The 26,949-nt window shown below is 35.4% G+C and carries 23 protein-coding genes and 1 tRNA gene; 22 read left to right on the top strand and 2 right to left on the bottom strand.

The window, feature by feature from the left end; genetic code table 11:
- Positions 1 to 55 precede the first annotated feature (55 nt).
- From NSQ95_RS11980 to NSQ95_RS11915, 14 genes are all read left to right on the top strand, one after another.
- Positions 56 to 1,351, top strand: coding sequence for a cation:dicarboxylase symporter family transporter (locus NSQ95_RS11980; protein WP_342559688.1), 1,296 nt, complete (start codon positions 56 to 58; stop codon positions 1,349 to 1,351).
- 251 nt (positions 1,352 to 1,602) lie between these two features.
- On the top strand, positions 1,603 to 1,920 hold the full coding sequence (locus NSQ95_RS11975; protein WP_340883095.1) for a hypothetical protein: 318 nt from the start codon (positions 1,603 to 1,605) through the stop codon (positions 1,918 to 1,920).
- 45 nt (positions 1,921 to 1,965) lie between these two features.
- A complete protein-coding gene (locus NSQ95_RS11970) occupies positions 1,966 to 2,298 on the top strand; it encodes an antibiotic biosynthesis monooxygenase (RefSeq protein WP_342559687.1) in 333 nt (110 codons plus the stop codon).
- A gap of 477 nt (positions 2,299 to 2,775) precedes the next feature.
- A complete protein-coding gene (locus NSQ95_RS11965) occupies positions 2,776 to 3,948 on the top strand; it encodes an endospore germination permease (RefSeq protein ID WP_340883097.1) in 1,173 nt (390 codons plus the stop codon).
- On the top strand, positions 3,887 to 5,353 hold the full coding sequence (locus tag NSQ95_RS11960; protein ID WP_342559686.1) for a spore germination protein: 1,467 nt from the start codon (positions 3,887 to 3,889) through the stop codon (positions 5,351 to 5,353). The genes NSQ95_RS11965 and NSQ95_RS11960 overlap by 62 nt, the downstream gene beginning before the upstream one ends.
- Complete coding sequence (locus NSQ95_RS11955; RefSeq protein WP_342559685.1) at positions 5,337 to 6,485, top strand: Ger(x)C family spore germination protein; 1,149 nt, start codon at positions 5,337 to 5,339, stop codon at positions 6,483 to 6,485. Before NSQ95_RS11960 ends, NSQ95_RS11955 begins: the two co-directional genes overlap by 17 nt.
- A gap of 161 nt (positions 6,486 to 6,646) precedes the next feature.
- Positions 6,647 to 6,720 (top strand) — tRNA-Arg (locus NSQ95_RS11950).
- A 377-nt stretch (positions 6,721 to 7,097) separates the two neighbouring features.
- A complete protein-coding gene (locus NSQ95_RS11945) occupies positions 7,098 to 8,063 on the top strand; it encodes a tRNA-dihydrouridine synthase (RefSeq protein ID WP_169361004.1) in 966 nt (321 codons plus the stop codon).
- Positions 8,064 to 8,203: 140 nt separating this feature from the next.
- On the top strand, positions 8,204 to 8,341 hold the full coding sequence (locus NSQ95_RS11940; RefSeq protein WP_251553420.1) for a YfhE family protein: 138 nt from the start codon (positions 8,204 to 8,206) through the stop codon (positions 8,339 to 8,341).
- Between the two features lie 218 nt (positions 8,342 to 8,559).
- Positions 8,560 to 10,113, top strand: coding sequence for a phytoene desaturase family protein (crtI, locus tag NSQ95_RS11935; protein WP_298471648.1), 1,554 nt, complete (start codon positions 8,560 to 8,562; stop codon positions 10,111 to 10,113).
- A 120-nt stretch (positions 10,114 to 10,233) separates the two neighbouring features.
- A complete protein-coding gene (locus NSQ95_RS11930) occupies positions 10,234 to 11,118 on the top strand; it encodes a phytoene/squalene synthase family protein (protein WP_342560811.1) in 885 nt (294 codons plus the stop codon).
- Positions 11,118 to 12,620, top strand: a complete 1,503-nt coding sequence (crtI, locus tag NSQ95_RS11925) for a phytoene desaturase family protein (RefSeq protein WP_342559684.1) — start codon at positions 11,118 to 11,120, stop codon at positions 12,618 to 12,620. Before NSQ95_RS11930 ends, crtI (NSQ95_RS11925) begins: the two co-directional genes overlap by 1 nt.
- Before the next feature lie 15 nt (positions 12,621 to 12,635).
- Positions 12,636 to 13,760, top strand: a complete 1,125-nt coding sequence (locus NSQ95_RS11920) for a glycosyltransferase (protein WP_342559683.1) — start codon at positions 12,636 to 12,638, stop codon at positions 13,758 to 13,760.
- Positions 13,753 to 14,286 carry a glycosyl-4,4'-diaponeurosporenoate acyltransferase gene (locus tag NSQ95_RS11915; protein ID WP_298471641.1) on the top strand — a complete coding sequence of 178 codons (534 nt, stop codon included), beginning with the start codon at positions 13,753 to 13,755 and terminating at the stop codon, positions 14,284 to 14,286. Before NSQ95_RS11920 ends, NSQ95_RS11915 begins: the two co-directional genes overlap by 8 nt.
- Before the next feature lie 74 nt (positions 14,287 to 14,360).
- Here the strand turns inward: NSQ95_RS11915 and dhaK are convergent, their stop codons facing one another.
- The gene (gene dhaK, locus NSQ95_RS11910; protein ID WP_342559682.1) at positions 14,361 to 16,112 is read right to left on the bottom strand and encodes a dihydroxyacetone kinase subunit DhaK; all 1,752 of its coding nucleotides are present in this window, start codon (positions 16,110 to 16,112) and stop codon (positions 14,361 to 14,363) included.
- Between the two features lie 171 nt (positions 16,113 to 16,283).
- Between dhaK and NSQ95_RS11905 the strand changes: the two genes are divergently transcribed.
- From NSQ95_RS11905 to NSQ95_RS11895, 3 genes are all read left to right on the top strand, one after another.
- Positions 16,284 to 17,507 carry a DUF819 family protein gene (locus NSQ95_RS11905; RefSeq protein ID WP_342559681.1) on the top strand — a complete coding sequence of 408 codons (1,224 nt, stop codon included), beginning with the start codon at positions 16,284 to 16,286 and terminating at the stop codon, positions 17,505 to 17,507.
- A 614-nt stretch (positions 17,508 to 18,121) separates the two neighbouring features.
- Positions 18,122 to 19,303, top strand: a complete 1,182-nt coding sequence (locus tag NSQ95_RS11900; protein WP_340883107.1) for a nucleoside transporter C-terminal domain-containing protein — start codon at positions 18,122 to 18,124, stop codon at positions 19,301 to 19,303.
- A 401-nt stretch (positions 19,304 to 19,704) separates the two neighbouring features.
- Entirely contained in the window at positions 19,705 to 20,952 is a 1,248-nt protein-coding gene (locus NSQ95_RS11895; RefSeq protein ID WP_340883108.1) for a dicarboxylate/amino acid:cation symporter, read from the top strand.
- Between the two features lie 287 nt (positions 20,953 to 21,239).
- On the opposite strand, the gene NSQ95_RS11890 is transcribed toward NSQ95_RS11895, so the two are convergent.
- Positions 21,240 to 22,028: a nucleoid-associated protein gene (locus NSQ95_RS11890; RefSeq protein ID WP_342559680.1), complete on the bottom strand. Its 789-nt coding sequence runs from the start codon at positions 22,026 to 22,028 to the stop codon at positions 21,240 to 21,242.
- A 233-nt stretch (positions 22,029 to 22,261) separates the two neighbouring features.
- On the opposite strand from NSQ95_RS11890, the gene NSQ95_RS11885 reads away from it, so the two are divergent.
- The 5 genes from NSQ95_RS11885 to NSQ95_RS11865 all read left to right on the top strand — a co-directional run bounded on the left by NSQ95_RS11885 (position 22,262) and on the right by NSQ95_RS11865 (position 26,837).
- Positions 22,262 to 23,167 (top strand): HNH endonuclease, encoded by a 906-nt coding sequence (locus NSQ95_RS11885; RefSeq protein WP_340883110.1) that lies wholly within the window; start codon positions 22,262 to 22,264, stop codon positions 23,165 to 23,167.
- A 334-nt stretch (positions 23,168 to 23,501) separates the two neighbouring features.
- Positions 23,502 to 23,954, top strand: a complete 453-nt coding sequence (locus NSQ95_RS11880; RefSeq protein ID WP_340883111.1) for a hypothetical protein — start codon at positions 23,502 to 23,504, stop codon at positions 23,952 to 23,954.
- Between the two features lie 23 nt (positions 23,955 to 23,977).
- Complete coding sequence (locus NSQ95_RS11875) at positions 23,978 to 24,847, top strand: tetratricopeptide repeat protein (RefSeq protein ID WP_340883112.1); 870 nt, start codon at positions 23,978 to 23,980, stop codon at positions 24,845 to 24,847.
- Positions 24,848 to 24,851: 4 nt separating this feature from the next.
- The gene (locus tag NSQ95_RS11870; RefSeq protein WP_340883113.1) at positions 24,852 to 26,099 is read left to right on the top strand and encodes an ATP-binding protein; all 1,248 of its coding nucleotides are present in this window, start codon (positions 24,852 to 24,854) and stop codon (positions 26,097 to 26,099) included.
- Positions 26,100 to 26,231: 132 nt separating this feature from the next.
- A complete protein-coding gene (locus NSQ95_RS11865; protein WP_340883114.1) occupies positions 26,232 to 26,837 on the top strand; it encodes a YitT family protein in 606 nt (201 codons plus the stop codon).
- Positions 26,838 to 26,949 lie beyond the last annotated feature (112 nt).

The following is a 26,949-nucleotide window of genomic DNA, read 5'->3' as shown; positions in this document are numbered from 1 at the left end:
ATTATTTTAAGATAATTTATTCTTTAACTACAGTATTGAGGGGGTATTAAAAGAAATGAGCAAGCGTATAAAAATTGGTCTAGCTTGGCAAATTTTAATCGGGTTGATTTTAGGTATTATTGTTGGCGGTATATTTTATGGAAACGATAATATTTTAAAATACATCACTCCATTCGGAACGATTTTCATGAATATGATTAAAATGATTGTAGTCCCAATTATTGTTTCGACATTAATTGTTGGTGTAGCCGGTCAAGGTTCTTTAAAACAAGTTGGAAAACTAGGTGTTAAAACACTTATTTATTTTGAAATCATTACAACAGTTGCTATTATTTTAGGTATATTGTTAGCTGACCTAACGCAATTTGGTAGCGGTGTCGATATGAATGAGTTAACAAAAGGAGACATTTCTTCGTATGTTGAAACGTCGGAAGAAATGGCAAATGAAGATCATACCATAATGGATACAATTGTCGGTATTGTACCTACAAATATTGTCTCCTCCATGGCAGCGGGGGACATGTTGCCAATCATCTTCTTCTCCGTATTGTTTGGTTTAGGGGTTGCAGCTATTGGCGATAAAGGTAAACCGGTGTTAGCATTGGCCCATGGTGTAGCTGACGCGATGTTCTGGGTAACGAATTTAATTATGAAATTTGCGCCAATTGGTGTTTTTGCATTAATTGCAACAACTGTTTCCACATTTGGGTTATCTTCTTTAATTCCATTAGGGAAACTAATGATTTTAGTTTATTTTGCGATGATTTTCTTTATTGTAGTTGTATTGGGCATTACGGCTAAAATTGTTGGGTTAAGCATGTTCCGCATTATCAAAATGATTAAAGATGAGCTCATATTAGGATTTTCCACTGCAAGCTCTGAAACTGTATTGCCGCGTATTATGCTGAAAACAGAAAAAGCAGGTGTACCAAAAGATATTGGGTCATTTGTTATTCCAACAGGTTATTCGTTTAATTTAGATGGCTCTACTTTATACCAAGCAATTGCAGCATTATTCATTGCACAAATGTACAATATTGATTTGTCTTTAACAGATCAAATTATTTTAGTTTTAACGTTAATGGTCACATCGAAAGGCATAGCAGGTGTGCCGGGAGTATCATTTGTGGTGCTTCTTTCAACACTCGGTGCAGTAGGTATTCCTTTAGAAGGGCTAGCCTTCATTCTTGGAATTGACCGTCTATTAGATATGATGCGTACAGTAGTTAACATATGTGGTAATACATTAGCAGCATTAGTCATGGCGAAATGGGAAGGTCGTCTTGATATGGACAAGTATAATAACTACTTTAATAACGAAACAGTAGATGCTTCAGTTAAAGAGAATTAATTGCACAAAAGTAAACAGATGAGTCGTATCAAGGTTTAGAATAAGTTTTAACCATCTAAAAAAACGCTTTAAGCCCCTTAATATTAAGGATTTAAGGCGTTTTTTTTAGGTGATGGTGAATAATATACTTTAGCGTGGATTAAATGGAAATTGGTATACTATTTAGTATATTTTATTACTTCTAATTGACAAATTGTATACATCGGTATACAATTTTAAGTATACAAATGTATACAGAAGGGGAATGAAAAATGAAAAATGATTCCCATAGAGAAAGAATCTCTAATCACTGTGAAGAACAAAATGGTTCGTATAGAGGAAATGGAAAAAGACGTGGAGCAAAAACATTTCGTCGGGGAAGAGCTTTGGCCTTCTATGAAATAATGCAGACGAAATCGAATTCTCTAAAAAAACAGCTCGCTACTCCAGAGCTGCAGTCAGTAAACTCGGTGTTAGTGGGGGAGCTGAAAGCTGTGGAAATGTTAATGGATGAATTTGCCCAGTTATTTGAATTAGTAGAAGTTGACGAACCAAGTCAACAGATTAGAGTGGACGAATTAGAAGAGTAATAAGAGAGATATTACATACAATCGTTATAATTTGGAGGGATGACAATGTTCGTACAAATTCGCAAATGGACATTAACAGAAGGAAATTCAGTGAAGGTATTAGAGCGTTTTAAGAAAAAGCCTGATCAAGGGCCATCTCTAATAGAGCAAAGAGAAGGATTTATCGGCCGTGAGCTATTAGTAAAAAATGTTCGTCGCGGTGAAGAAGAAGTCATTATGATCGTTCGTTGGGAATCGGAAGAAGCATGGAAAGCATGGGAAAAGAGCCCTGAACATATCGCTGGTCACAAAAATAAAATTAAAGAGCACGGTGGAAAACCACCGAAGCCTGAATATGTGATTTCCATGGAGCACGGAAACTATTCAGTAGTTGAATAAGAATAGAGACTGGGACATAGCTAGTCTATCAATAAAAAAAAGTGAAATCGGTCAACTTGATTTCACGTTTTTTTAGGTAGCTTATTTCTTGTAAGAAATACCCCATTGTAGTTGTTTGGGAGATATCCTTATCCTGGTAAGCATCCGCTGTAATAAAAAACTATAAATAATTGTAATTAAAGCCTCGCAAACTTTACGACCTAGTAAAGTTTGCGAGGCTTTTTATTTTCGGTGAATTTTATCTTAACCCTTTTTTGTTTTAGAGCAATCCTTAGCTCGAAGGTTATCTCTGCGTAAAGATAAATTTCTCTAGTAATAAGTTGTATCAGGATGTTATCGATTTCGAAAAAACACATCCTATTTTAACTCCACTTAGTTTATTTATGGATAGTTCTCAATTTATATCTATTTTACCTTATAAACACTTTAAAAGTTGTCAAAACTATAAAGTATTATAAAACGTTAGAAGGTATGAATTTGAAAAAAGTCGGTCCAATAAGTATTTTACACGTTGTTGCTTTATCCATGACTATGATTGGATTAAAAAATCATGTCACTATTCTACCTCCTATTTTAGAGGTAGGAGGTAGAGATGGGTGGATTTCTGTCATATTGGCTGCAGTAATCATGGGCTTCTGGATTTTTATACTTGTTTATATTTATAAGCAAGCTAAACAGAGGCCATTGTTGGAGTGGCTTCAGGAGGCAACAGGTCCCAAAACTAGTACAATTTTTCGTTACGTAGTAGGGATCTATCTGTTCGTATTGGCGGCCTTTACAATGCGTGAAGCGATGCAATGGGTGAAAACAACCTTCTTGCCTACCACCTCCATTATCGTCTTATTAATAATTTATATCGTTTTGTGCATCCTATTAGCAACTAGCAGTATTCAAACTATTGCCATTGTAAATGTCATGGTCTTGTTTGGTGTTTTAGTTTTAGGTTTTTTTGTAGCCTTTGTGAATATTCAAGTGAAGGATTATTCATTACTACGACCTTTTTTGGAGCATGGCTGGGAGCCAGTGCTAAAAGCCAGTGTTTTTCCTGCTGCAGGTTATATCGAGCTAATACTACTTCTCTTTTTACAACAACATATTAAGGACAAAATGAGATGGTTCCATTTTGCAATCATTCTGTTCTTGTTAATGGGGCTAACCTTAGGTCCATTATTGGGGGCTATTACAGAGTTTGGACCTCACGAGGCAGCCGAACAAAATTATCCGGCATATGAGGAATGGAGTTTAGTTACCATTGGGCAGTTCATTGAACATCTAGACTTTTTTTCCATCTACCAATGGTTAACCGGGGCCTTTATACGTGTTGGACTTCTCTTATTCATCACAGTTGACCTTCTTAAAATGAATAAAAAGAAGTCTGTATGGTTCATCTTAGCCCCAGCGTTTTTTATCATTTGTATGATATTAACGGTAATAAACGACAACTTATTTCTTTACATTAAAGGTAACTACTTTCTGATAACTACGTTCGTGTTCTTTTTATTCGTATCAATCTTCCTGTTCTTGATAGCTTTCTTTCATAAAAAAACAACTAAAAAAGAGAAAAAACGTAGGAAAGGAGATAAACAAAGTGAAATCACCGGAGGGGATACTAAATCTTCACACAATAAAGGAACTATTCAAGAAGAATGAAGATGTCATTTTTCAGTTGTATAACTATGGGAAATATAAAGTCCATTTCATTACCTGTGATGCTATGACCGATCTCCAACTACTAAATGAAACCATTGTTCCTCGGATACAAAAAATGTGCACTGAGGTTGGCGAGGAACCACTTGAGGAGTTCATTTTGAATAAGCTTCATATACCAGATTTACAAAAGGTAGAGGCAAAAGAAGATATAATCACTAGAATATTTAATGGTTATCTAATTCTTCATATTGAGAATGAAAATCTAACATTTTCAAGTAATATTGCTAAAAAGCCTAATAGAAGTCCTGAGGAATCCAGGATGGAAGTACTTATTAAGGGGCCAAGGGATAATTTTATTGAGGATATTTCGGTTAATATTGCTTTAATAAGAAAAAGATTACCTACAAACTCCTTGAATGTGGAAAAACTGGAACTAGGAAAAAGATCAAAGACAACAGTTGCTGTACTTTATATGGATGATATTGCTAGCAAGGACATCCTAAAGGATATTATGAGTCAATTAAAGGAAGTTGATATTGATATTGTTTTTAGTGGAGAACTTTTGCTGGAAAAAATAAATAAAAAATCTCCCATCTTCCCTAGAAATGATTATACTGGAAGGCCAGATTTTGCTGTACAAGCCTTGGTAAGGGGAAGGTTTCTTATTCTAGTTGATGGCGTGGCTTATGTAGTAATAACCCCAGTCAACTTATTTTTGCTATTAAAATCAGGGGAAGACGTAGAATATCCGATGGCTTTTAGTAGTGCTGAAAGAGTGCTGAGAATAATTGGTCTAATGATAGGATTAGCCTTACCTGCCTTTTGGCTAGCGCTTACTACTTTTCATCAGGACCAACTACCCTTTCAATTACTAGCCACTGTTGTTCAAAATAATTCTGGACTTCCGTTGCCTTCAGCCCTTGAAATGCTGACGATGCTAGTTATGTTCGAGTTATTTAGGGAGGCAAGCTTACGATTGCCAACTGTAATCGGAGGAACCATTAGTGTGGTAGGAGGCCTAATTGTAGGGGATGCAGCTATAAGAGCAGGTTTAACAAGCCCCGCCATGATTGTGGTGATAGCTATATCTACCATCGCTACCTTCACTTTAGTGAATCAGTCGCTTGTCACAGCTGTAAGTATAGTTCGAATCATACTCATACTGATTACTTCTATATTAGGATTGTTTGGGTTTTTTATTTCTTTATATTTTTTACTTCTTTATTTATCAAGTATTAGAATATTTGGAGTTCCATATATGAATATTGCAACCGATTTGAGTTGGGCTACCATTAAAAAGTCGCTTATAAGGTCAGCACCCAAAAACTATAAAGAGCGCCCACATGCTTTAAGTCCTCAGGATTCTACTCGAATTGGAGGAGAAGATGATGAAGAGAATAACTAAACAGTTGTGCATTCTTTGCTTAGTTCTACCTCTACTTACCAGCTGCTGGGATGTGGATGAACCAAATAGAATACGATACATCTATGCAATAGGGATAGATTATAAAGAGGATAAGTATGAAATACATGCTCAAATCATCGACTTCATCAATATTGCAAAGACTGAGCAACCAAACCAGGATGCTATTCAGGTGGAAGTTGGAAAGGCTAAAGGTGACACCATAGAAGAGGCATTCTTCGAATTATACAAATCAATGGATTTGAAGCTTTTCTGGGGACATATGACGTATATGGTTCTTTCTGAGGAAGCACTGAAAGAAGGAAGAGCTAATATTGTTATTAACGCCTTTTTAAGATTTAGAGAGATTAGATATCAAACGTGGGTATATACAACGAAAGATCCTATCGGTGAAATCATGTTATTAAATCCTCTTTTTAACAGTGCCATGACTAGACTTAAACTAGCCGATCCTATGAGTTCATACCAACAAGAGTCCTATGTAGAACCAATAGATTTTCGGAAGCTTGTTATCCGTTTAAATGAACCTAGTTACGAAGTAAACATACCCTATGTGAAAATAGACGATAATTGGGAGAATGAAAAAGAAAAAGATAAACTACCGAAATTCGAGGGGGTAGGTGTCGTTACTCCAGACGAATTTAAAGGTTTTATCTCAGGTGAAAAGATTAATGGATTACAATGGATGACTAAGGAAACAAAAAAAGGGGAAATTACGATTCCTCGTAACGATAAGTTTGTTTCGATTACGATAGATAATCTCAAAATAAAAGTAAAACCTAAAGTACAAGGCGACGAAGTGAAATTTGAAGTAAAATTAAATATGAATGCTTTACTAAGTAGCTTTGAGGGGAAGATTACAGAGAAAGAGATTCGACAATTTGTGAAGAAACAAATTAAAAAAGAAATCGAAGAAACCTATTTAGAAGGACTGGAAAAAGACGTGGATATTTATCGTCTATCAGAATATTTATATAGAAGTGATGTGAAGAATTGGAAAAAAGTACAGAAGGATGGCAAAGTTCCTTTGACAGAAAGCTCTATTAGCAGTATAACGATAGAAGTTAATAAAGTTTATACAGGGAGAAAAGCATTTAAAGAAACAATTGAATAGCTTAATTGCTTCTTCTGTAGGAAATAAGGGGATAGGATAGGAAATAATGTTCTTTTTTCCTTATTAATTTATAAAAAATGATTAATACCCTTGACAATAAATCAAATATACATGATAATAAATATTGTCTTTCCAGTATTTTAATTCGGAAAGAAAATATTGTCTCAGTAGCTCAGCTGGATAGAGCAACGCCCTTCTAAGGCGTCGGTCGGGAGTTCGAATCTCTCCTGGGACGTAGATTGGTTCAGGTGATCGAAGTTTGAACCTAACTAAAAGTGCTTCAAATCCTTTTATATAAAGGGGTTTGGGGCATTTTTTCTGTCTTTTGACTCCTTGTTTTAAATGTGTCACTAAACGAAATAAATAAAGAGCAGAACTACCAAATTTACTTCTTGCAAAATGAAAATCTTTATAAGAGAAACATGTATGAAGATAAATTGAAAAAGCTAGGTTATACTATAAAAATGACTTTATTGCCTAGCCAAACGAGATCTTTATAGCTCTCTTTATATGTGCAATAACTTTTTATATGTAAATTAAATCATAATTTTTAATAACACTGGGATCTGTGGTTGAAGATGAATCCCATTACGAGAGGGTTGGAATATAAATATGACTAAAAATTTTTGGCAGGAATTGCCTAAACCTTTTTTTGTACTTGCACCAATGGAAGATGTGACAGATGTAGTTTTTCGTCAAGTTGTTAGTAAAGCAGGTAGACCTGATGTCTTCTTTACGGAATTTACAAACACGGAGAGCTATTGTCATCCAGAGGGCCAAAAAAGTGTGCGCGGAAGATTACTTTTTACTGAGGACGAACAGCCAATGGTTGCGCATATTTGGGGAGATAAACCCGAATTTTTCCGTCAAATGAGTATCGGAATGGCTGAGCTAGGTTTTAAAGGTATTGATATAAATATGGGCTGTCCTGTACCGAATGTAGCAACAAGAGGAAAGGGCAGCGGTCTAATTCTTCGTCCAGACACAGCAGCTGAACTTATAGAAGCAGCAAAAGCTGGTGGATTGCCAGTAAGTGTGAAGACAAGACTTGGATATACAGAAATAGATGAATGGCAAGAATGGCTAACGCATATTCTTGAACAAGATATTGCGAACCTTTCTATTCATTTACGTACTAGAAAGGAAATGAGCCAAGTTGACGCACATTGGGAGCTGATTCCAGAAATTAAAAAGCTACGTGATCGTATTGCGCCAAACACGCTTTTAACTATAAACGGTGATATCCCTGATAGAGAAACAGGGCTTAAGCTAGTAGAACAATATGGCGTGGATGGAGTTATGATTGGACGCGGTATTTTTAAAAATCCGTTTGCATTTGAAAAAGAGCCAAAAGAGCATAGTACACAGGAATACCTTGACCTTTTAAGGTTGCAGCTGGATTTACAGGACAAATATGCAGAGGAATTGCCACGCTCCATCTCGGCACTTCATCGTTTCTTCAAAATATATGTTAAAGGCTTCCCAGGGGCAAGTGAATTAAGAAATCAATTGATGAATACAAAGTCAACGGATGAAGTTCGTACGTTGCTCGATAATGTTGAATTAAAACAAGATTAATAGCTGAAGTGCATGATATAAGTAAAAGTTGGATAACATATCCCTGACAGGATTATTATACTTTTTTAAAATTAGCATGATGTAGTATATCTCTCCTTTCAAAGAACAACATAATAATATACTTTGAAAGGAGTGGTATGATGCCAGACCGTAAACCGCCACATGAGCAATTAACTGTAAAAGACAATGGTTTAACATCAACTCAAGAAGTTTTGTATCAGCAGGAATTTAAAAAGGCTGATCAAGCGACACAAAAAAATAATTCACGAAAAAAGTGAATAATAAATCATAGTATAGAACCCTCTTGTGCTAAAGGAGCACAAGGGGGTTTTTTTAATTTTATAATAGAAAGAAATAATTTTATATAATGTTTGTATAATGTAAAACAAATAAAGGTTATACAAATTGATTGACTTTTGTATAATGTTTGTGAATAATTAAAACAAATAACGTTTGTAGGATAAAGACAATATTTGACGGAGAGGAAGAATAAATAATGCCAAAAAGTAAAAAGAGAGTAGTAGTTATTGGAGCAGGGGTAGCTGGATTAGCAAGTGCCATTCGCCTTCAGCATGCTGGATATGAAGTGGAGTTATATGAAAAGGAGGCTTTACCAGGTGGCAAAATGAATCGAATTGACATGGATGGTTATCAATTTGATCTTGGGCCGAGTATTGTGATGATGCCTGAGCTATATAGGGAAGTATTTGAGTTGACGGGCAGAGATCCGGACGATTACATCCCTATGCAAAAAATTGATCCGATGTATTCAACTTACTTCGGAGCAAAGGCGGAGGAAAAATACGACATCTCTTCTGATTTGGTAGAGCTTATGAAGACGCTAGAGAATATATCAGAGGAAGATTCAAAAGGCTTTTTAAACTATCTTCAGGAAATTTACCAACGTTATCTTGTAGCAAAAAATCATTTTCTTCAGAGACCTTTCCGTAACTTCACTGATTTTTATAATCCAAATACGATTCGTCAAATGCTTAAGTTAAAAACGTTTGATAGTGCAGACCATTTTATCGGGAAGTATGTAAAAAATGAACGCATAAAGCAAATTCTCAGCTTTCAAACGTTATACATAGGAGTGTCGCCATACAATGGACCTTCTTTATACACAATTATCCCAATGATAGAAATGCTCTATGGAGTTTGGTTTATCAAAGGTGGAATGTATACAATGGCTTCCTCAATGGAGCGGTTATTTAAGGAACTAGGTGGCAAAGTTTATTACAATGCATCTGTAGATGAGGTGCTTATAAAAGATCAACAGGCTTATGGTATCCGAGTAAAAGGAAAAGAAGTTCTTTCTGATTTTGTTATGTGCAATGCTGATTTCCCTTATGCAATGAAAAATTTAGTCAAGGATACTAAATCCAAAGGAAAGTATACGGATAAAAAAATAGATAGTATGAAATATTCCTGTTCCTGCTTCGTGATGTATTTAGGTATGGATCGAAAATACGATGAACTGGACAATGTACACAATTTCTTTATCACTGAAGAGTTAGAGAAGAACCTCACTGATATTTTTGATGGGAACAAGTTGGAGCAGCCTTCTTTCTATGTTTACGTAGGCTCTAAATTAGATCCTAGTCTTGCACCAGAAGGAAAGGACGGGCTTTATATTCTTGTGCCAGTTCCTGAGCTATCTTCCTCGAAGTATGAATGGACAGATGAAACGGTTCAATATTATCGGAAAAAAGTAATGGATTCTCTAAAGAATGTTAAAGGGTTAGAAAATATTGAAGAGGAAATTGTTTCTGAAACGTATATGACTCCATTAGATTTTGAGTCGAAATTTAATGCATATAACGGTGCTTGCTTTGGTCTACAGCCAACACTGACGCAAAGCAACCATATGCGTCCACAGAGTAAAGCAAAAAACTGTGAAAATCTATATTTTACTGGAAGTAGCACGCATCCAGGAGCAGGAGTGCCTATCGTCTTACTCTCTGCTAAGATCGCAACCGAAGAACTGTTATTGGATGATGGTATAAAAGAAAAAAATAAAGCGGGCTTTCCAGAACTTGTGACCAATTAAAAAAGTGAAACTATGAAAATCTTGTTCGCTTACTCCAATTATTGTCCAGCTATTGTTATTAGCAGGCTATGAGAGAGGATGCGCAAGTCCTATAAATATTAGAAGGAGGCGAAGGATTTGGTGAGAAAACAGGATACAACGGTAAAGGATTACTATCGGTATTGCGAAGAAATCATTAAAAAGAACTCGAAGAGCTTTTATTTCGCTTTTAGTCAGCTGCCAGAGGACAAAGCGAATGCTGTATTTGCTATTTATACTTTTTGCAGGAGAGCAGATGACAGTGTCGATGAGAATGGTTCCAAGGTTAGACAAAAGGAAGAGCTAGAACGCTTAATCATGGAGCTGCAGCTTTTTGAGAAAGGGGAAGAAATTCAACATCCAATGTGGCTAGCACTTCGGGACGTATTTAATAGATATAACATGAGCATTGAACCCTTTTATGAGCAATTGGAGGGTCAGCGGATGGATATAAATTTTACTGAACCAATGACGCTTAAGGAATTGGAGAAATACAGCTATTATGTAGCTGGAACAGTTGGCTTAATGCTTTTGCCTGTCCTTGCACAAGGCAGTAGCATAGATTTAACAGAGCAGGCTATTAGCCTCGGTATAGCTATGCAAATTACGAATATTCTGCGAGACATCGGCGAAGATTACCAGATAAAAAATAGAATTTATATACCTCAGTCTCTTTTAGCTTCAGAGTTATACAGCGCGGATCATTTAAAGAATGCCACTATTAACTCCAGTTTTATTCGCATTTGGGAATCCCTAGCGCAACATGCGGAGGAGTTGTACGACAATTTCTTTCATTCTATCTTTTATTTTGATGAGGATAGTCGTTTTCAGGTATTACTAGCAGCAAAGGTTTATCGGGGAATATTAAATGCGGTGAGAAAAAATAATTATGATTGTTTTCATGTAAAAAATTATGTTTCACCAATTGAGATGCAAAAAATCCATCAGGCAGCTCGTTTTGTAGTGAATAGGAAGGTGCTTTCATAATGGTAGAAAAACAAAAGACTGTCGTAATAATAGGTGGGGGATTAGGTGGATTATCTGCGGCTATTTCATTGGCACAGGCAGGTTATTCTGTTTCCCTTTATGAGAAAAACAATCATCTAGGCGGAAAGCTAAATCGACTAGAACAAGATGGTTTTGGATTTGATTTAGGACCCTCTATTCTTACCATGCCACATATCTTTAACCGACTATTTACACGTAGTGACCGTAATATGTCGGATTATATATCGACATTTAGATTAGAACATGAGTGGCGTTCCTTTTTTACAGATGGAACAACTATTGATTTATACGGGAATCTCGAAAAGATGGCAAAAGAAAATATGAACTTGTCAGCAAAGGATATACGAGAGTATGAGGAATTCCTTCTATATGCAAAAAGAATATATGAAGTAACAGAAGAAGGGTATTTAGGCAAAGGATTAGATAACACCATGGACGTGTTTAAGCAGCATGGATTCATAGAGTCACTAAAAGGCTTTGATTATTTTTCTACTATGTATGATGGGATAAAAAAGAGAATAAGCAATCCTAATTTAAGAATTATGCTTTCTTACTTTATTAAGTATGTTGGCTCATCTCCGTATGATGCACCCGCAGTATTAAATATGATGATTTATATGCAGCATGCACAGGGTGTATGGTATGTTCCAGGAGGTATGCATGGAATCGCCCGTGGGATGGTGAAGCTTGGTAAGGAGCTTGGCATATCCTTCCACACTGGAAAAGAGGTAAAGCAATTACATAGAGACGGAGCCAAGCGTATTGCTTCTGCAGAGCTTGCCGATGGAACAAGAGTTAGTGCAGATTATTTTATCTCTAATATGGAGGTAATTCCAGCATATGAAAAGTTACTAGAAGAAGAGCCAGCCTATGTAGAAAAGCTAGAAAATAAGTTTGAACCTTCAAGCTCGGGTTTAGTATTACATCTAGGGGTTAATAAAAAATATCCTCAATTAGCTCACCATAACTTTTTCTTTTCGGATAACTTGAAAGAACAAATGGATCAGGTTTTCCATCGCTATGAGCTACCTGATGATCCAACGATTTATTTGGTAAATACAAATAAAACAGACCCAAGTCAGGCGCCTCCTGGACATGAAAATATAAAAATATTACCTCATATTCCTTATATACAAGATAAGCCCTTTACGGATAACGATTATTTAGAGCTAAGAGAACGAGTATTGATTAAGCTTGAAAAAATGGGATTGGAAGGGCTTCGACAGCATATTGTCACGGAGGATATGTGGACACCACATGACATTGAACGTACGTATTATTCCCATCGAGGTTCTATTTATGGAACAGTTTCCTCGAAAAAGAAAAATCACGGATTTAAGAATACTAAACATAGTGAGCTTTACGATAATCTATACTTTGTAGGTGGCACAGTGAATCCAGGTGGCGGTATGCCTATGGTTACACTAAGTGGTCAGCAGGTGAGCGGGATGATTGAGGAGAGAGACAGAAAAGAATCATAAGGAAGAGGTGGGCTTATGTTACAGTTACTTTTTATGATTATAGTTGCTTTTCTCATCCTAGCAATGATTTGTGGTGTTTTGATGCTTTGGAAAATCCCAGTACCGGGACAAATAAAAGAAGAACTATCTGGAAACCCTTCTATCACAGTTATTATTCCAGCAAGAAATGAGGCAGGGCGCTTACAGCCATTGCTTGAATCATTACAAAAACAGTCTCTAAAGCCGAAGGAAATTATTGTTGTTGATGATGAATCCACTGACAGGACAGTACAAATTGCGAATGACTTTGGAGGCAGGGTTATACAAACCCATGAGGGAGACCTTAGCTGGAAGGGAAAATCTGCCGCTTGCTGGATTGGCTCAAAGGCTGCAGCTGGAGATTGGTTATTATTTTTAGATGCTGACACAAGGCTGGAAAACGAGAATAGCTTAAAAACGTTAGCTTTAAACTATCAATCACTAAAAGAGAGAGGTATTTTATCAGTCCAGCCTTATCACAAGGTTAATAAGCTGTATGAAAACTTTTCTGCCATTTTTAATATTATTGTGATAACTGGCATGAATGTCTTTACTGTGTGGAGTACTCGATTGGAAAGTGCTGGAGCATTCGGTCCCTGTATTCTTACATCCCGAAAGGACTATATGGATGCTGGAGGACATTTTGTTGTTGGTGAAGCGATTATGGATGATTTTGAGCTTGCGAAGGCTTTTAAAAAAATTGGTATACCAGTGCGATGTATTAGCGGTAGAGGAGTACTTAACTTTCAAATGTATCCGGAAGGCATGAACTCATTAATAGAAGGATGGACAAAAAATTTTGGTACTGCCTCTCGGTCTACGCATCCACTTGTAATGTCGTTAATAAGTACTTGGATCAGTGGAAGCTTTCTTCCCATTGCATTACTGATATTAGGATTTTATATTGGTTCTGTCTCATGGATTGCTATTGCCTGTATTTGTTATGTAGGATTTATGATACAAGTCTATTTAATGGCACGCCGTACTGGTAACTTTAGATTTTATGTATTTATAATTTATCCAATATTATTTTTCTTTTTTATTGGAATCTTTTCCTGGTCACTGGTGCGAACAAAGCTGTTTCGTACGGTTACTTGGAAGGGTAGAAAAATAAATGTATAAGGGGAATCCAATACAGCTGGTAGAGTTACCTATAATGGAAACTATTTTAATAGATATAGTAGCATGGACTTTTTTTCATATAGCTATATCGCTTTGCATGGCGGCTATTCCTTCTAGTAAATTTGAAAATGATAATAATTTATATCGTATTAGAGAATGGGAAAAATCAAATCAGCTATGGTCACGACTTTTCCAAGTTAAAAAATGGAAGCATCTGATACCAGATGGAACAAAAATCATCCAAAAGGGCTTTGAGAAAAAGAGTCTTATAAGTAAAAATAGGGATTACCTTTTCAAGTTTTTAATAGAGTCAAGAAGGGCAGAACTAACCCATTGGCTATCCATCTTACCTTCCATTTTCTTTTTTCTTTGGAATCCTTTGTGGGCAGGATGGGTCATGGTTCTGTATGCCTTTTTATTCAATGGTCCAATTATAATCGCACAACGGTATAACCGTAATCGATTAGAGAGAATCTTATCTAGTAAGAGAAAAAGCGTAGTAAAAAGAGAAAAAGTATTGAATTGATTACCAATGTAAAAATATAAAGAATATAATTTAAAACGACCTATCCTCCTTATGGAGAGATAGGTCGTTTATCGTTATTTGATAGAGTTGGAAAGCTCTGTAAAGATTACTCCTAAGCCATAGGCACCTGCATCGGGGTAACCGAGGCTTCGTTCACCTACTGTGCCTGCTCGTCCCATACGAGCTACAATGTCTTTTGTCTTTTCGGCACCTTCAACTGCAGCGATAGCCCCTTGTTCAAAGGCTTTTTTAAATGTTTTTTCTGTAGATACGCTATCCATCCAAGACTCTACACAAGGTATTAAAGCATCGATCAGTGTCTTATCTCCAACTTCAGCACCTCGCCCAAAGGAACGTTCTCCAGTAGTTTGAATTCCTTTTACAGCTTCCTGGAGCATGTCAGCGAACTCAGCTATAGACAAGTCATTCTTACCCATTGTTGCTTTTCCAGCCGCTCTAAATGCAGATCCCCAAATAGGTCCTGATGCTCCTCCGCAATATTCCATAATTACTAGGGAACAACTGTGTAAAAACGATCCGATGTTTAGGTCACGCTGCTGAATAATGTCATTCCATTCTCTTTTCAATTGCTTAAAACCTTTAGCCACACTCATCCCAAAATCACCGTCTCCAGCATGGGAATCTAATTCGCAGAAAGACACCTCGTTTTGTATAATAACTTCACTCATTTTGTCTATTAAGTAAATCATGTTGTGTAAGTTTAATTTTTCATTCTGTATTACCGCATAGTCTTCATCAGTTTCAGTTTTAAAGGATACTAGCTTATCTGTCTTTTCCTCTAACACTTCCGTATATTCAATTGGATCAACTGGTCCGTCTACTTTAAAGGCTGGTGTGTCACTAGGTTTTGAAAGTAATTCCTTTAGTTCATCATCTAATTTTAGAAATGTTAGAGAAGCCCCGGCCATATCGATGCTCGTCATATAATTGCCTACGAACATGCGATTCACTTTAATGTTCTTTTGTGATAGTACTCGCGTAACGGAGTTGTTTAACAAGTACAATTCTTGTAAAGGAGTTGCTCCAAAGCCATTTACTAATACTGCAATTTCATCCTCTTCGTTAATACCTAAATCTTTTATAAGGTCAGTGGTCATTCGATCTGCTAGCTCATCCGCAGAAAGCATTTTTTCTCGTTTTATACCAGGCTCTCCATGAATACCTACACCGTATTCTATTTCGTCATCAGCTAATTTAAAGGTTGGTGTTCCTTTTGCAGGCACGGTACAAGATGTAAAAGCTACACCAATGCTCCGTACGTTAGTTGCAGCTTTTTCGGCCACAATTTTGACTTCATTTAAATCTTTACCTTCCGCTGCAGCAGCTCCGGCTAATTTGTGTACAAAAACAGTACCGGCAACTCCTCGTCTTCCTACTGTATACAAGCTGTCTTCTACAGCAATATCATCGTCTACCTTCACATAGTCCACTTGTATACCATCTTCTTTGGCTAAAGCAGCTCCATTTTTAAAATTCATCATATCACCGCTATAGTTTTTGATGATCATTAAAAGACCTTTTTCACCAGCTGTTGCCTTAATAGCTTGGTACACTTGGATTTGAGAAGGGGAGGCAAATACATCTCCGCAAACAGCAGCATCTAGCATGCCTTTGCCTACAAATCCAGCGTGTGCAGGCTCATGTCCGCTACCTCCACCACTAATTAAGCTAACTTTGTTATGATCAATCGTTTTCTTTTTAATAATTTTATACTTCTTTAAAAATTCTAGCTCTGGATGTGCTAGGACTAATCCGTTACACATTTCCATCACCATATTCTCGGGTTGGTTCATAAATTTTTTCATTATGTATAGCTCCTCATTTAATTATCTTCATTGATGTAGCACAGTAAATTATAATACATCCTTTAAAAGCTATCCAATGTTTCGATATGGTATATATTTTGAAAATTTAAAAATTAATAATATAATAGATTAAATAAAAGTATCATGATTAAAGAAAATGAGGAGGAGAATATGGGAAATACATTAATACAAGCGGATGATACGCTTACACTTTGGGGAATCATTATTATCGTTGCTTCATTAAGTATCTTTTTAGAGCAGAGGTTCAGCTGGGCTGCTAAAATAACTGGAGCAATTATCGCATTATTGATAGCCATATTTCTGTCTAACACAGGTATTATACCAACTGAGTCCGCAGTTTATGATTCGGTATGGACTATAATTGTTCCGCTTGCTATCCCACTGCTTTTATTTCATGTAAATATTAAAAAGCTATTTAAAGAAAGTGGCAGGCTCTTACTGATTTTCTTGATAAGCTCCATTGGAACTGTTGCCGGAACGATTATTGCATTTTTTATATTAAAGGATTATATACCACTGCTGGATAAGCTAGCTGCAATGTTTAGTGCTAGTTATATAGGAGGGGGAGTTAACTTCGCAGCTATGTCTGCTAAGTTTGAGACACCTGGTGAGCTTGTATCCTCAGCAGTAGTTGCTGATAATTTGAACATGGCGCTTTTGTTTGTGATATTAATGATCATTCCTACCATGCAATTTTTCCGTAAAAAGTATAAGACACCTCATATAGATGAGTTAGAATCTAGAGGGAATTACGACAAGGATAATCAGGCGAAGACTTACTGGAAACCGAAAGAGATATCATTAAAAGATATAGCTCTGTCAGTGGGAATAGCATTTGCATTAGTGATTTTAGCAAAAAAGGTATCAACTTGGTTTGATACGCTTATCCCATCAGGAGAAGATGTAAATTTTCTTTTCAATCTTTTGAACGGATTAATAGGAGATCAGTATTTGTTGTTAACGACATTTACTTTCCTTGCTCTATTATTGTTTCCAAAATTCTTTGATTCGTTAAGAGGAAGCCAAGAAATTGGAACTTATCTCATTCATATTTTCTTTGTTGTAATAGGTATTCCAGCGTCCATACCATTAATTATTAATAATGCTCCTTTGTTGTTAGTTTTTGCTTTTATCATTGTAGCTATTAATCTTACTATTTCTTTAGTAGGGGCGAAGGTATTCAAATTCGAATTAGAAGAAACACTACTCGCCGTAAATGCCAATATTGGAGGACCAACCACAGCTGCAGCGCTGGCAATAGCGAAGGGATGGAGTAATTTAGTAGGCCCAATCTTAATAGTTGGGACATTAGGATATATTATTGGGAATTACGTTGGAACATTCTTAGGAATTTGGTTTAGCGGTTTTATGTAGGATTATTAAAGTATAGATATGTGAGTAAAGCGTATAATTTCAAATTATATTGTGGTAATACCTTCCTAAAAAACACAGAAATATTGAATAATATTACTATTAACTTCCATTAGAAAGAAGTGAGTTTACTAACAACTCCTTCTTTCTTTTTTTGTGGAGAGAAATATGACCTATAAAAATTTCTATTAAATAGAAATTATTAGTGTTCCGTAGTTCCTAATGCTTATTCCAAGGGAAAATTTTGAATATTAGGCATTTAGTTGTTTTAAAAATTTTAAAATATTAATTATTTGACTAAAATAATATTTTCAATGTAGAATGACAAAACGAGTAAAAGTACTAGAAGCAACGCAGAGGAAGCACATCCAGTAATTTTAAAATATTATTTTTTGAAAGCGTTTTTGTTTACTAATTTTAAACGATAATGGAAATCAGTTGAGACATCAATCTACATTTCACATGGTTTTGAAAGCGGTCCCAATCACGTTTTCTAAAATTATTTAGAACTTACTCTGTACTTCTTTAGAAAGAGACTTTAGTGCTTTTGCGAACTAACAAAATACAACAAGTAATAGCTGTTGAAACTAAAATATAGAAAAATTGAGGTAGAGAGAATGTCAATTTTAATTGGAATACTGGGGTTAGTTGTAGTCTTAGGATTAGCTTATCTAATAAGCAATAATAAGAAAGCAATTAATTATAGAGCTGTTGGGGTTATGTTGGTTCTTCAAGTGGTTTTAACATTAATCATGTTTAAAACTACAGTAGGATTAACTGTAATAGAAGGAATTGGGAATGGGTTTACTAAAGTCATTAACATTGGACGAGAAGGGGTTAACTTTGTAGTAGGTGGATGGGTACCAGAAGGTGGATCCGTATTCTTTATAAATGTATTAGTGATTCTTATCTTTACATCTATGCTACTTTCGGTTTTAACTTACTTACGTGTTTTACCAATCATTATTAAGTATTTAGGTGGATTCTTATCTAAAATTACAGGGTTATCTCGTGTAAGTACTTTCCATGCGGTAAATAATATTTTCTTCGGTCAATCAGAAGGTATTTTAGCTATTAAATCACATGTCCTTAAGATGGATAAAAACAAATTATTTGTGATGGCTATTACATCTATGGCATCTGCATCCGCATCTATAATGGGTTCATATATTACGATGCTGCCAGCTAAATATGTTTTAGGTGCCATGGCTCTAAATGCTTTATCAGGTTTGATCATCGGTATAATTATTGCTCCGGATTCTTCAACAGAAGAAGAAGTTATTGACATCAAGGAAGCGTCACAGGCTAAATCATTATTTGAATCTATCTCAATGGGTGCTTTAGATGGTGGTAGAGTGGCATTAATCGTTGCTGCTATGCTTGTTGCTTATGTAGGTTTAATGGCGTTAATCGATGCAGGGTTCCAAGCTACAGTCGGTATCACATTTACTGAGATCTTAGGATATGTATTTGCTCCAATTGCTTGGTTAATGGGTGTTCCTGCAAGTGAGATTTTAATAGCAGGTCAAACGATGGGTACTAAGCTTGCAACAAATGAATTCGTAGCAATGCTACAATTTAGAGATCAAATTCCTAACCTATCGGAGAAAACAGTTGCAGTAGTTTCTGTATTCTTGATTAGTTTTGCAAATTTCAGTTCTATCGGAATTGTCAGTGGTTCTCTTCAAGCAATTAATGGAGAGAAAGCTTCTATTATTTCGAAACATGGTCTTAAGTTATTAGTCGCTGCTACTATGGTATCTTTCTTAACAGCAACTTTAGTTGGTATCTTTATTTAAATTACATTTTAAATAGCATCACTCTCTTTACTGGGAATGATGCTATTTTGGTATAAAAGACAATTAGTATTTAGTGCCTAAAATAACTTTTTAAGCTAAAAAATCTAAACTTTTTAATATTTAGGATTAGAATCTATTATTTTGTGGAACTTATAAAGTAGAAAGTTAAGTTAAATTAATAAAAAGTATTAGCAAGTAAGTGATTAGTTTAATTGGGTATCTTGTTTTTAGAAAACATCGAATAATGAGATTAAAGGATTTACATAATAGAAGATTCGATCAAATACTTATAGTATTATTTTCTTTATTCGTGTTAAGGATGCGGCAGTTATTTAAACAAAGAGATCACTAACCTGCTAATAGTTTTTTTTATATAATATTTTAAAGTAAAGGGTGGTCAAATGAAGTTAGCAACTAAGATTTTGTGGGCATTAGTACTGGGTGCACTCGTTGGGGTGATTTTGAATTTAGCTGCACCTGATTTTTTTAAAACGGCAGACAATTATTTGTTTACACCATTAGGAACAATATTTTTAAATCTCATAAAAATGTTGATTGTACCTTTAGTATTTTTCTCCATAGCAGTAGGGGTTGCTAATATAGGAGATCCTAAATCGCTGGGGCGCATGGGCGCAAAGGCTATGCTTTTCTTTTTAACTACAACAGCTATAGCGATTACAATAGGAATAATACTTGCATTAGTTTTCCAACCAGGAGAAAGTGGGCAATTTGAAGTCGGAGCAACTGATTATGAAGCGGCAGAAGCACCACCAGTTTCTGAAACACTTCTAGGTATAATCCCAGCTAATCCAATTGAAGCAATGGCTAGCGGAGATATGCTCCAAATTATTTTCTTTGCTGTATTTATTGGTTTAGGTATTAGCTATTTAGGAAGCAAGGTAGAAAGTGTTCAAAGACTTATGGAGCAGGCAAATGAGCTGATGATGTTTTTGGTGACATTAGTTATGAAATTTGCGCCGATCGGTACATTTGGGTTATTAGCTTCGGCTGTAGGTAAACAAGGATTTGACGCATTAAAAGTAATGCTTATGTATATGTTTGTCGTATTCTTAGCATTAGCTGTTCATTCAGTTATCGTCTACGGGGGGGCATTGAAGGTTTTAGCTAAACAAAACCCAGTGAAGGTCATTAAAGAATATATCCCTGCTTTAACTGTCGCTTTCGGTACTTCAAGTAGTAGTGCTACTTTGCCAGTTTCTATGGATATTGCACAAAATAAACTTGGAGTTCCAAAGGGGATTAGTAGTTTCGTACAACCTTTAGGAGCAACAGTTAACATGGATGGAACAGCTATTATGCAAGGGGTTGCAACCATTTTTATTGCTCAGGTATATGGCGTTGATTTAACGTTTGTCCAAATGCTTACTGTTGTAATAACGGCTGTACTTGCCTCTATAGGAACTGCGGCTGTACCGGGAGCAGGCATGATCATGCTGGCTATGGTGCTGGAATCTGTTAATTTACCAGTAGAAGGTATCGCGTTAATCATTGGTATCGACCGCTTACTAGACATGACACGAACAATGGTCAATTGTACTGGAGATTTAACATGTGCCCTATATGTGACAGAAAGTGAAAAGAAACATCAGAAACCCGAAGCAGTTCAATCGACGGAGACAATTCAATAATATCAAATAAGCTATCTAAGAGATGAATCTACTCATCTCTTAGATAGCCTTTTTTATAATAAACAAGATAGTATTCTTTTATAGCTCTTCTTGGAAGTAAATCTTATAAAATTTACGATTGGTCACTTCATCATAACCAACCTCAATCAGCTGTTCAACTTGCTCGATATCTCTAACGTTCACTTGTATTTCAATATTAGAATCTAGCTTGATTTTACGCTTATAATTCTTTTCAATCTTAGCAATCGCACTTTCTGAAATAACAGTTTCAAAAGGTTTTACTGAATTTATAACTTTTGTACTTGATCCGCTTTTTCAAATACCGTTTCTATATATTCGTCTACTTCAAATGCTTCTTCGTTTCTAAAGTAATCGAGTGTCTTATTAAGAAGTCCTAGCTTTTCTGTATTCGTAAAGCTCTCTTCTTTTACGATATATTTTTTGCACTCTGTTAGAGCAAGACTAGTTTTTTGGAAATGCTCGTCCGCGACTCTAATATTTAAAAAACGTTCTTGCCAGTAAACAACATCTTCCTTTTTCTTCGTTTTCATAAAAACAGCTGGTGGTGCGTCTGCACCCATATCTAGAATTACCGCTATGTTGTTTATTTTCTTTACGTTTATACCATCTACACCGTTTACAATAACTTTTTCTTGTTCATTTTTAACGTCTAAATACATTTCTTTTTCATCGATTTTAACGATGGAAATAGCTCTTTTAGCTTCTGTATTCCAAATGCAGTTTTCAAACAGTCCGATAAATAATTCACCGTTTTTAATATTAGGGTGCTGGGACACACTTTGTAAATGAACTGCTATATTCTTGGATTGTTCTAAGAAGCTATTTTTATTTTCAAAGATAGTTTTCACGTATGTGTATACTTCGTTTAAGCCTAAATCTGTTTGGTGGAAAAAATCATATTGTTGTTCAAAATCCACTTTGTTAAATGCTAGCTGAGTGAACGCTGCTTCTAGTATAACCTCAGGCTGGGGATAAGCTTCGTCACCTAAAATGAGTGAATCTCCTGCATAATGCACTATATATTGATCTAACTTACTTTCATTTACTTCTAACACTTCTTCACCTTCTAAATTTAATTTCTAGATATTCTACCTTATCATATTATAGTAGTTATTTTCATATATTTTTTCTCTTCATTTTGTTATGAATGGAAAGAGCTGTTATATATATGCTTTTCGAACTTTTTTTAATAATCTAACTAAAATTGGAAGAGGTATTAACCTATAATATTTTGTTGTTTTTTTGCTATAATATTTGTAATGGTTTATTGGAGAGTAGAGGTATTGATATGAATTTTTATATTGTCATGCAAGGACAAACGTATATAGAAGAAAAACAGCACAGTATTATTTGGTCCAAACAGGTTGATAAGAGTGGGATGCGTCCACCGTTTTGGGAGCGTATGAAAGAAGTGCAAGCAGGGGACTGCATTTTCCATTATGTAAAAGGTGATATTGTGGCAGTTAGTATTGCTAAAAGAGATTACTACGAGGCAGTTAACCCTTATGACAAGGAATATCAGAAAAAGGGATATCTAGTAGAAACATCTTATGAGGAGTTACATAACCCATTAAGTATTAAGGAATATTTTCAAGAGATAGAGTTATTACTCCCGATAAAGTATTCAGCTTTTCAAGAAAATGGGGATGGAAACCAAGGGTATCTTTATCCCTGTAACGAGCTATTGGCTATCAAGCTTCTAGAGTTAATAGCCGAGATGAATGTAAACCTTGAAAAACAAGAACAGCTGGAATTTGCGATCAGTCCAGTTCTGTTTAAGGAACGCAATCTCCTACTACAAATCATAGCAATAATGGAGTCGGAGGCAAAGTCGAAAATCCGTAAAGGTAAGCAAAGGTTTAAGCTAGCCCTTTCTCCGATATGGGATAATGAATGTGCTATCTGTAGCATTAATTCTTCAGATTTGTTACATGCTTCACCAGCAAAGGCTTGGAAAGACAGTACAGAGGAAGAAAAACTCGATCCCTTTAATGGAATCTTGCTTTGCTCAAACCATGATGCATTATATAGAAAGGGGTATATTGCATTTGATGGTCAAGGTAAAATCCATATTTCAGATCGTATAAAAGAAATGGATTATGAAAAATATATGATTCATTCGAAAATACGTATAAAACGACAGGAAGAGCATAAAAAGTATCTTAAGTGGCATAAGAAAAATGTTTTAAAGTAATTAATCAACTAGCAAACTGCGACTAAAACAGTCTGCAATCTATTTGGCTAAGGAAAAATTTAATCTTGTTGCTAGCTTTCCATTCTAACAGGGATGGAAAGCTTTTTTGTTTTTTCCTGTCTTTTTGACTAAATGAACCGTTAGAATATTATAGCAATTAAAATTATACGAATTTATAAGCTCGGTAAAATGATTTTCTCTTTAATGTTCGTATTTTACAGTAAAAATGGGGTTTATGAAATTGCTGCACGATTATTATATAAATATTTGACTTTACAAGGGAATAAATAGAAAATTATGTATATACCATAAGTAGGAAGGGAGGAAATACTAAATGGAGGGAGATCTTTATTCTCCTAGTTTATCAGGAGAACAAATAGAGGAAACGAAAAGCTATAATTTATCGAGTTTATTTGTCGTGGCGGCTCTTGGGCAGCTTGTAGCGATTAGCGCACTTGGTTTACAGAATGCTATTTGGCTTAAAGTTAAAAAGAAGGTTTTGTATACACTTTTAAGCATAATTTCTGTGCTGTTTATTTTGAAATTTTTTTTAATCTATGCCTATACCCATCAAATGATTGATATTGAAAGATCTACTTATAGATTAATGGGGAGTGTAATGGCAATTATATGCTTCGCAGCTGTTTATAATTTGTTAAAGGGCTCATTTAATTTACATGTGTCTACAAAGGGTGATACTAAGTCACTTGTTGTTCCTGGCATCATTTGGTGTATTACCAGTGTGGCAGTAGAAATGATATTAATAATAACTATTTCTCTTATATAGATGCTGGGGAAGGTGACTATAGAATGATTCAGAAAGAGATGAATTCATTTGATTTAATAGAACATTATTTTCAAATGGACCGTTATGAACAGGTTATAGAAATGCTAGAGAATAATATGGATGAGCACATGAATAATGAGAAAGCCTGGTATTATCTTGGATACAGTCATTATAGTCTAAACAATTTTGAGTTAGCTGAGAAGGAAGTAAAAGAAGCTCTACGATTAGGTATAAATGAGGAATCTGCTTTTCATCTGTTGGGTTTAATCTATTATTCCATGGAAGAGTGGCCGGAGTCTGAAAAAGCATTTCTTGAAGCACTTCGACTGAATCCTAATAATGCAGATATTCATGCTAGCTATGCATATTTGATGAAGAGTGTAGGTCAAAACAAAAAGGCTTCGAGGTTAATAAAAAAAGCGATTGAATTAGATCCTGAGGACGGACGTATTCTACGGTTACATTATTTAATCGAAGGTGACGAAAAAAAAGAAAAAGATCATTTAGATACCATTCAAACTTATATTAATTCAAATGATAACGAACTGAACAAACTTCTTCACTTAGGGGTAACGGCCAAAAATCGAAATAAAACAAAAGAGGCAGAGGAATATTTTCGCCAGGCATTTGCATTAGATCCGAATAATGAGAAGCTATTAAATATTCTTCAAGAATTAGAGATTATAAACCATCCATTACTAGCCATTAGTCGCTGGGCTCATAAAATAGGTATGCACTATACATGGATTGTGGGCATTGGTGTCTCTATTCTCTTGTTTTCATTAGATTTTGATACTGCAGGAGGAGCTTTATTTTCCTTGTATGTGGTTTTTTGTATCTATATATGGGTGTCCGAACCAATAGTGAAGTTATTATTAAAGAAGAGAAGGTGAGTAAGTGGAAAAAATAGAGTGGCTACATGAAATGGTAAAAAAAAGCCCACAGGATCCTCAAGCACATTACTGGCTAGCGAAGGAACAAGCAGAAAGTGGAAATCTTTTTGAGGCAGTGCAATCCCTCTCTACTGCTCTTTCTTGCTGTGAAGACGAGGAACTTCGAAAGGAAATAATTCAAGAGTTATCTATCGTAAGTATGAACTTGCAAAAACCAGTGAACAATGAAATGGTTTTTACTACTAACGTACAGGAAAATGTAGAATCAGAAGAAGTGGAAGAAGTAGAAGCAGATTATTTAGTTGAACAAAAAGATAACCTGAGTTTATTAAAGACAAAACTAAAGGTAATCGATGGAGATGAAAAGCCTAAGGTAGTTAATAAGAAGTCTCACCATATTACTTTTGAAGACGTCGCTGGCTTAGAGGATTTAAAGAAAACGATCACGCTCCGTATCATTAGTCCCTTTTACAATAAAGGGTTGTTTGCAAAGTTTAAGAAAAAATCAGGTGGTGGGGTGCTGCTCTATGGTCCTCCAGGTTGTGGTAAAACATTTATTGCGAGAGCAACAGCGGGAGAATGTAAAGCAAACTTCTATCCGGTGCATATTACGGACATCATTGATCCTTACATAGGTGTTAGCGAAAGAAATTTAAAAGGTATCTTTGACAAAGCACGCTTCCAGAAACCAAGCATTATGTTCTTTGATGAGGTAGATACAATCGGCTTTAGCCGTTCTAAATCCTCTGCAACTCATAGGGGGATAATCGATACATTTCTTTCCGAAATGGAGGGTATTGATACAAGTACAGATGAAGTGCTAGTCATGGCTGCTACTAATACTCCGTGGGATGTAGATAATGCACTCAAGCGTCCCGGAAGATTTGACAGACTCATATTTGTGGCACCTCCCGATGAAGAAGCGAGGAAGCAAATCTTTCAGCTTAAACTGAGTGATCGGTATGCGGAAAAAATTGACGTAGCGCTATTAGCCCAAAAAACAGAGTTTTTCTCTGGTGCAGATATAGAAAACGTCATAGAAATAGCATCAGAAAATGTCCTTTCTGAAATTTTAACTACTGGGAACGAAAGACCTTTAAGTACAGATGATATGCTGGAGGCACTAAGTAATCAGCAGCCTTCTACATTGGATTGGCTACGGACAGCCAAGAATTATGTTAGATATTCCAATCAAGGTGGCTTATATAACGACATTGAAAAGTATCTTCAAAAGCATAGTAGAAGTATATAATAGTTCACTAAAAAGAAAGTTAGTAGTGTTTGACGCTACTAACCTTCTTTTTGTTTAGAACAAATAAGATTTAGACATTTTGTCCTCCTACTGTACATAAATTAAATACATATCCAGACAATGGAGGTTCATATGTATTTATTTAAAAAGGGTTTAGTAATTATCTTTGGCAGTATTTTTATCGCACTTGGAATAAATATGTTTTTAGTCCCCTATGAGATATTAGACGGTGGAGTAATAGGTATAGGGTTAATCTTAAATTATTTATGGGGTTTTAAAACAGGTGCTACTATTATATTTTTTAGTATTCCAATATTTGTGATTGCCTGGTTTAAGTACCGTGAGTATTTCTATAATAGTTTGCACGGAATGATTATTTCTTCTTTTTTTATTGATTTACTTAAACCTTTCAGTACATTAGTAGTTTTCGATTCTGTTCCAAGTGCTTTAGTCGGTGGTTCGATGGTAGGCATCGGGATAGGTTTCATGCTTAGGTACCGGACAAGTACAGGTGGAACGGATTTAATCGCGCAGTTTATAAGTGCCAAAACAGGTGTAAATGTAGGGATTAATATCTTTGTAATCGATTCACTAGTGTTAGTAGTAGGAGGACTTTTACTTTCCATGGATTCTTTTTTACTCTCGATTATGACTATATTATCAGTGGCAATGACTACGAGTCTCATTGTTAGAAAGACAATGTCTAAGCCGATTCCTAAGGAAACTGTAGTACATTAGATTTATCTAAGGTTTTTCTTTCTAGTTCTAATTTGCTTTTATTCATCAAAATCACGATAAAAATTCAATAATATATATCTGAATATTAAATAAATTGTTAGAATAAAGTAGT

Source organism: Psychrobacillus sp. FSL W7-1457, from assembly GCF_038593405.1.
Classification (GTDB): domain Bacteria; phylum Bacillota; class Bacilli; order Bacillales_A; family Planococcaceae; genus Psychrobacillus.
The sequence above is the reverse complement of the archived record's forward strand: the minus strand, read 5'-3'. Positions and strand labels throughout refer to the sequence as shown.

Excerpts from the sequence above, each read along its gene's own strand:
- NSQ95_RS11980 (WP_342559688.1), top strand. The coding sequence starts at position 56 with ATGAGCAAGCGTATAAAAATTGGTCTAGCTTGGCAAATTTTAATCGGG.
- NSQ95_RS11975 (WP_340883095.1), top strand. The coding sequence starts at position 1,603 with ATGAAAAATGATTCCCATAGAGAAAGAATCTCTAATCACTGTGAAGAA.
- NSQ95_RS11970 (WP_342559687.1), top strand. The coding sequence starts at position 1,966 with ATGTTCGTACAAATTCGCAAATGGACATTAACAGAAGGAAATTCAGTG.
- NSQ95_RS11955 (WP_342559685.1), top strand. The coding sequence starts at position 5,337 with ATGAAGAGAATAACTAAACAGTTGTGCATTCTTTGCTTAGTTCTACCT.
- NSQ95_RS11945 (WP_169361004.1), top strand. The coding sequence starts at position 7,098 with ATGACTAAAAATTTTTGGCAGGAATTGCCTAAACCTTTTTTTGTACTT.
- NSQ95_RS11940 (WP_251553420.1), top strand. The coding sequence starts at position 8,204 with ATGCCAGACCGTAAACCGCCACATGAGCAATTAACTGTAAAAGACAAT.
- crtI (WP_298471648.1), top strand. The coding sequence starts at position 8,560 with ATGCCAAAAAGTAAAAAGAGAGTAGTAGTTATTGGAGCAGGGGTAGCT.
- crtI (WP_342559684.1), top strand. The coding sequence starts at position 11,118 with ATGGTAGAAAAACAAAAGACTGTCGTAATAATAGGTGGGGGATTAGGT.
- NSQ95_RS11920 (WP_342559683.1), top strand. The coding sequence starts at position 12,636 with ATGTTACAGTTACTTTTTATGATTATAGTTGCTTTTCTCATCCTAGCA.
- NSQ95_RS11915 (WP_298471641.1), top strand. The coding sequence starts at position 13,753 with ATGTATAAGGGGAATCCAATACAGCTGGTAGAGTTACCTATAATGGAA.
- dhaK (WP_342559682.1), bottom strand. The coding sequence starts at position 16,112 with ATGAAAAAATTTATGAACCAACCCGAGAATATGGTGATGGAAATGTGT.
- NSQ95_RS11905 (WP_342559681.1), top strand. The coding sequence starts at position 16,284 with ATGGGAAATACATTAATACAAGCGGATGATACGCTTACACTTTGGGGA.
- NSQ95_RS11900 (WP_340883107.1), top strand. The coding sequence starts at position 18,122 with ATGTCAATTTTAATTGGAATACTGGGGTTAGTTGTAGTCTTAGGATTA.
- NSQ95_RS11895 (WP_340883108.1), top strand. The coding sequence starts at position 19,705 with ATGAAGTTAGCAACTAAGATTTTGTGGGCATTAGTACTGGGTGCACTC.
- NSQ95_RS11885 (WP_340883110.1), top strand. The coding sequence starts at position 22,262 with ATGAATTTTTATATTGTCATGCAAGGACAAACGTATATAGAAGAAAAA.
- NSQ95_RS11880 (WP_340883111.1), top strand. The coding sequence starts at position 23,502 with ATGGAGGGAGATCTTTATTCTCCTAGTTTATCAGGAGAACAAATAGAG.
- NSQ95_RS11875 (WP_340883112.1), top strand. The coding sequence starts at position 23,978 with ATGATTCAGAAAGAGATGAATTCATTTGATTTAATAGAACATTATTTT.
- NSQ95_RS11865 (WP_340883114.1), top strand. The coding sequence starts at position 26,232 with ATGTATTTATTTAAAAAGGGTTTAGTAATTATCTTTGGCAGTATTTTT.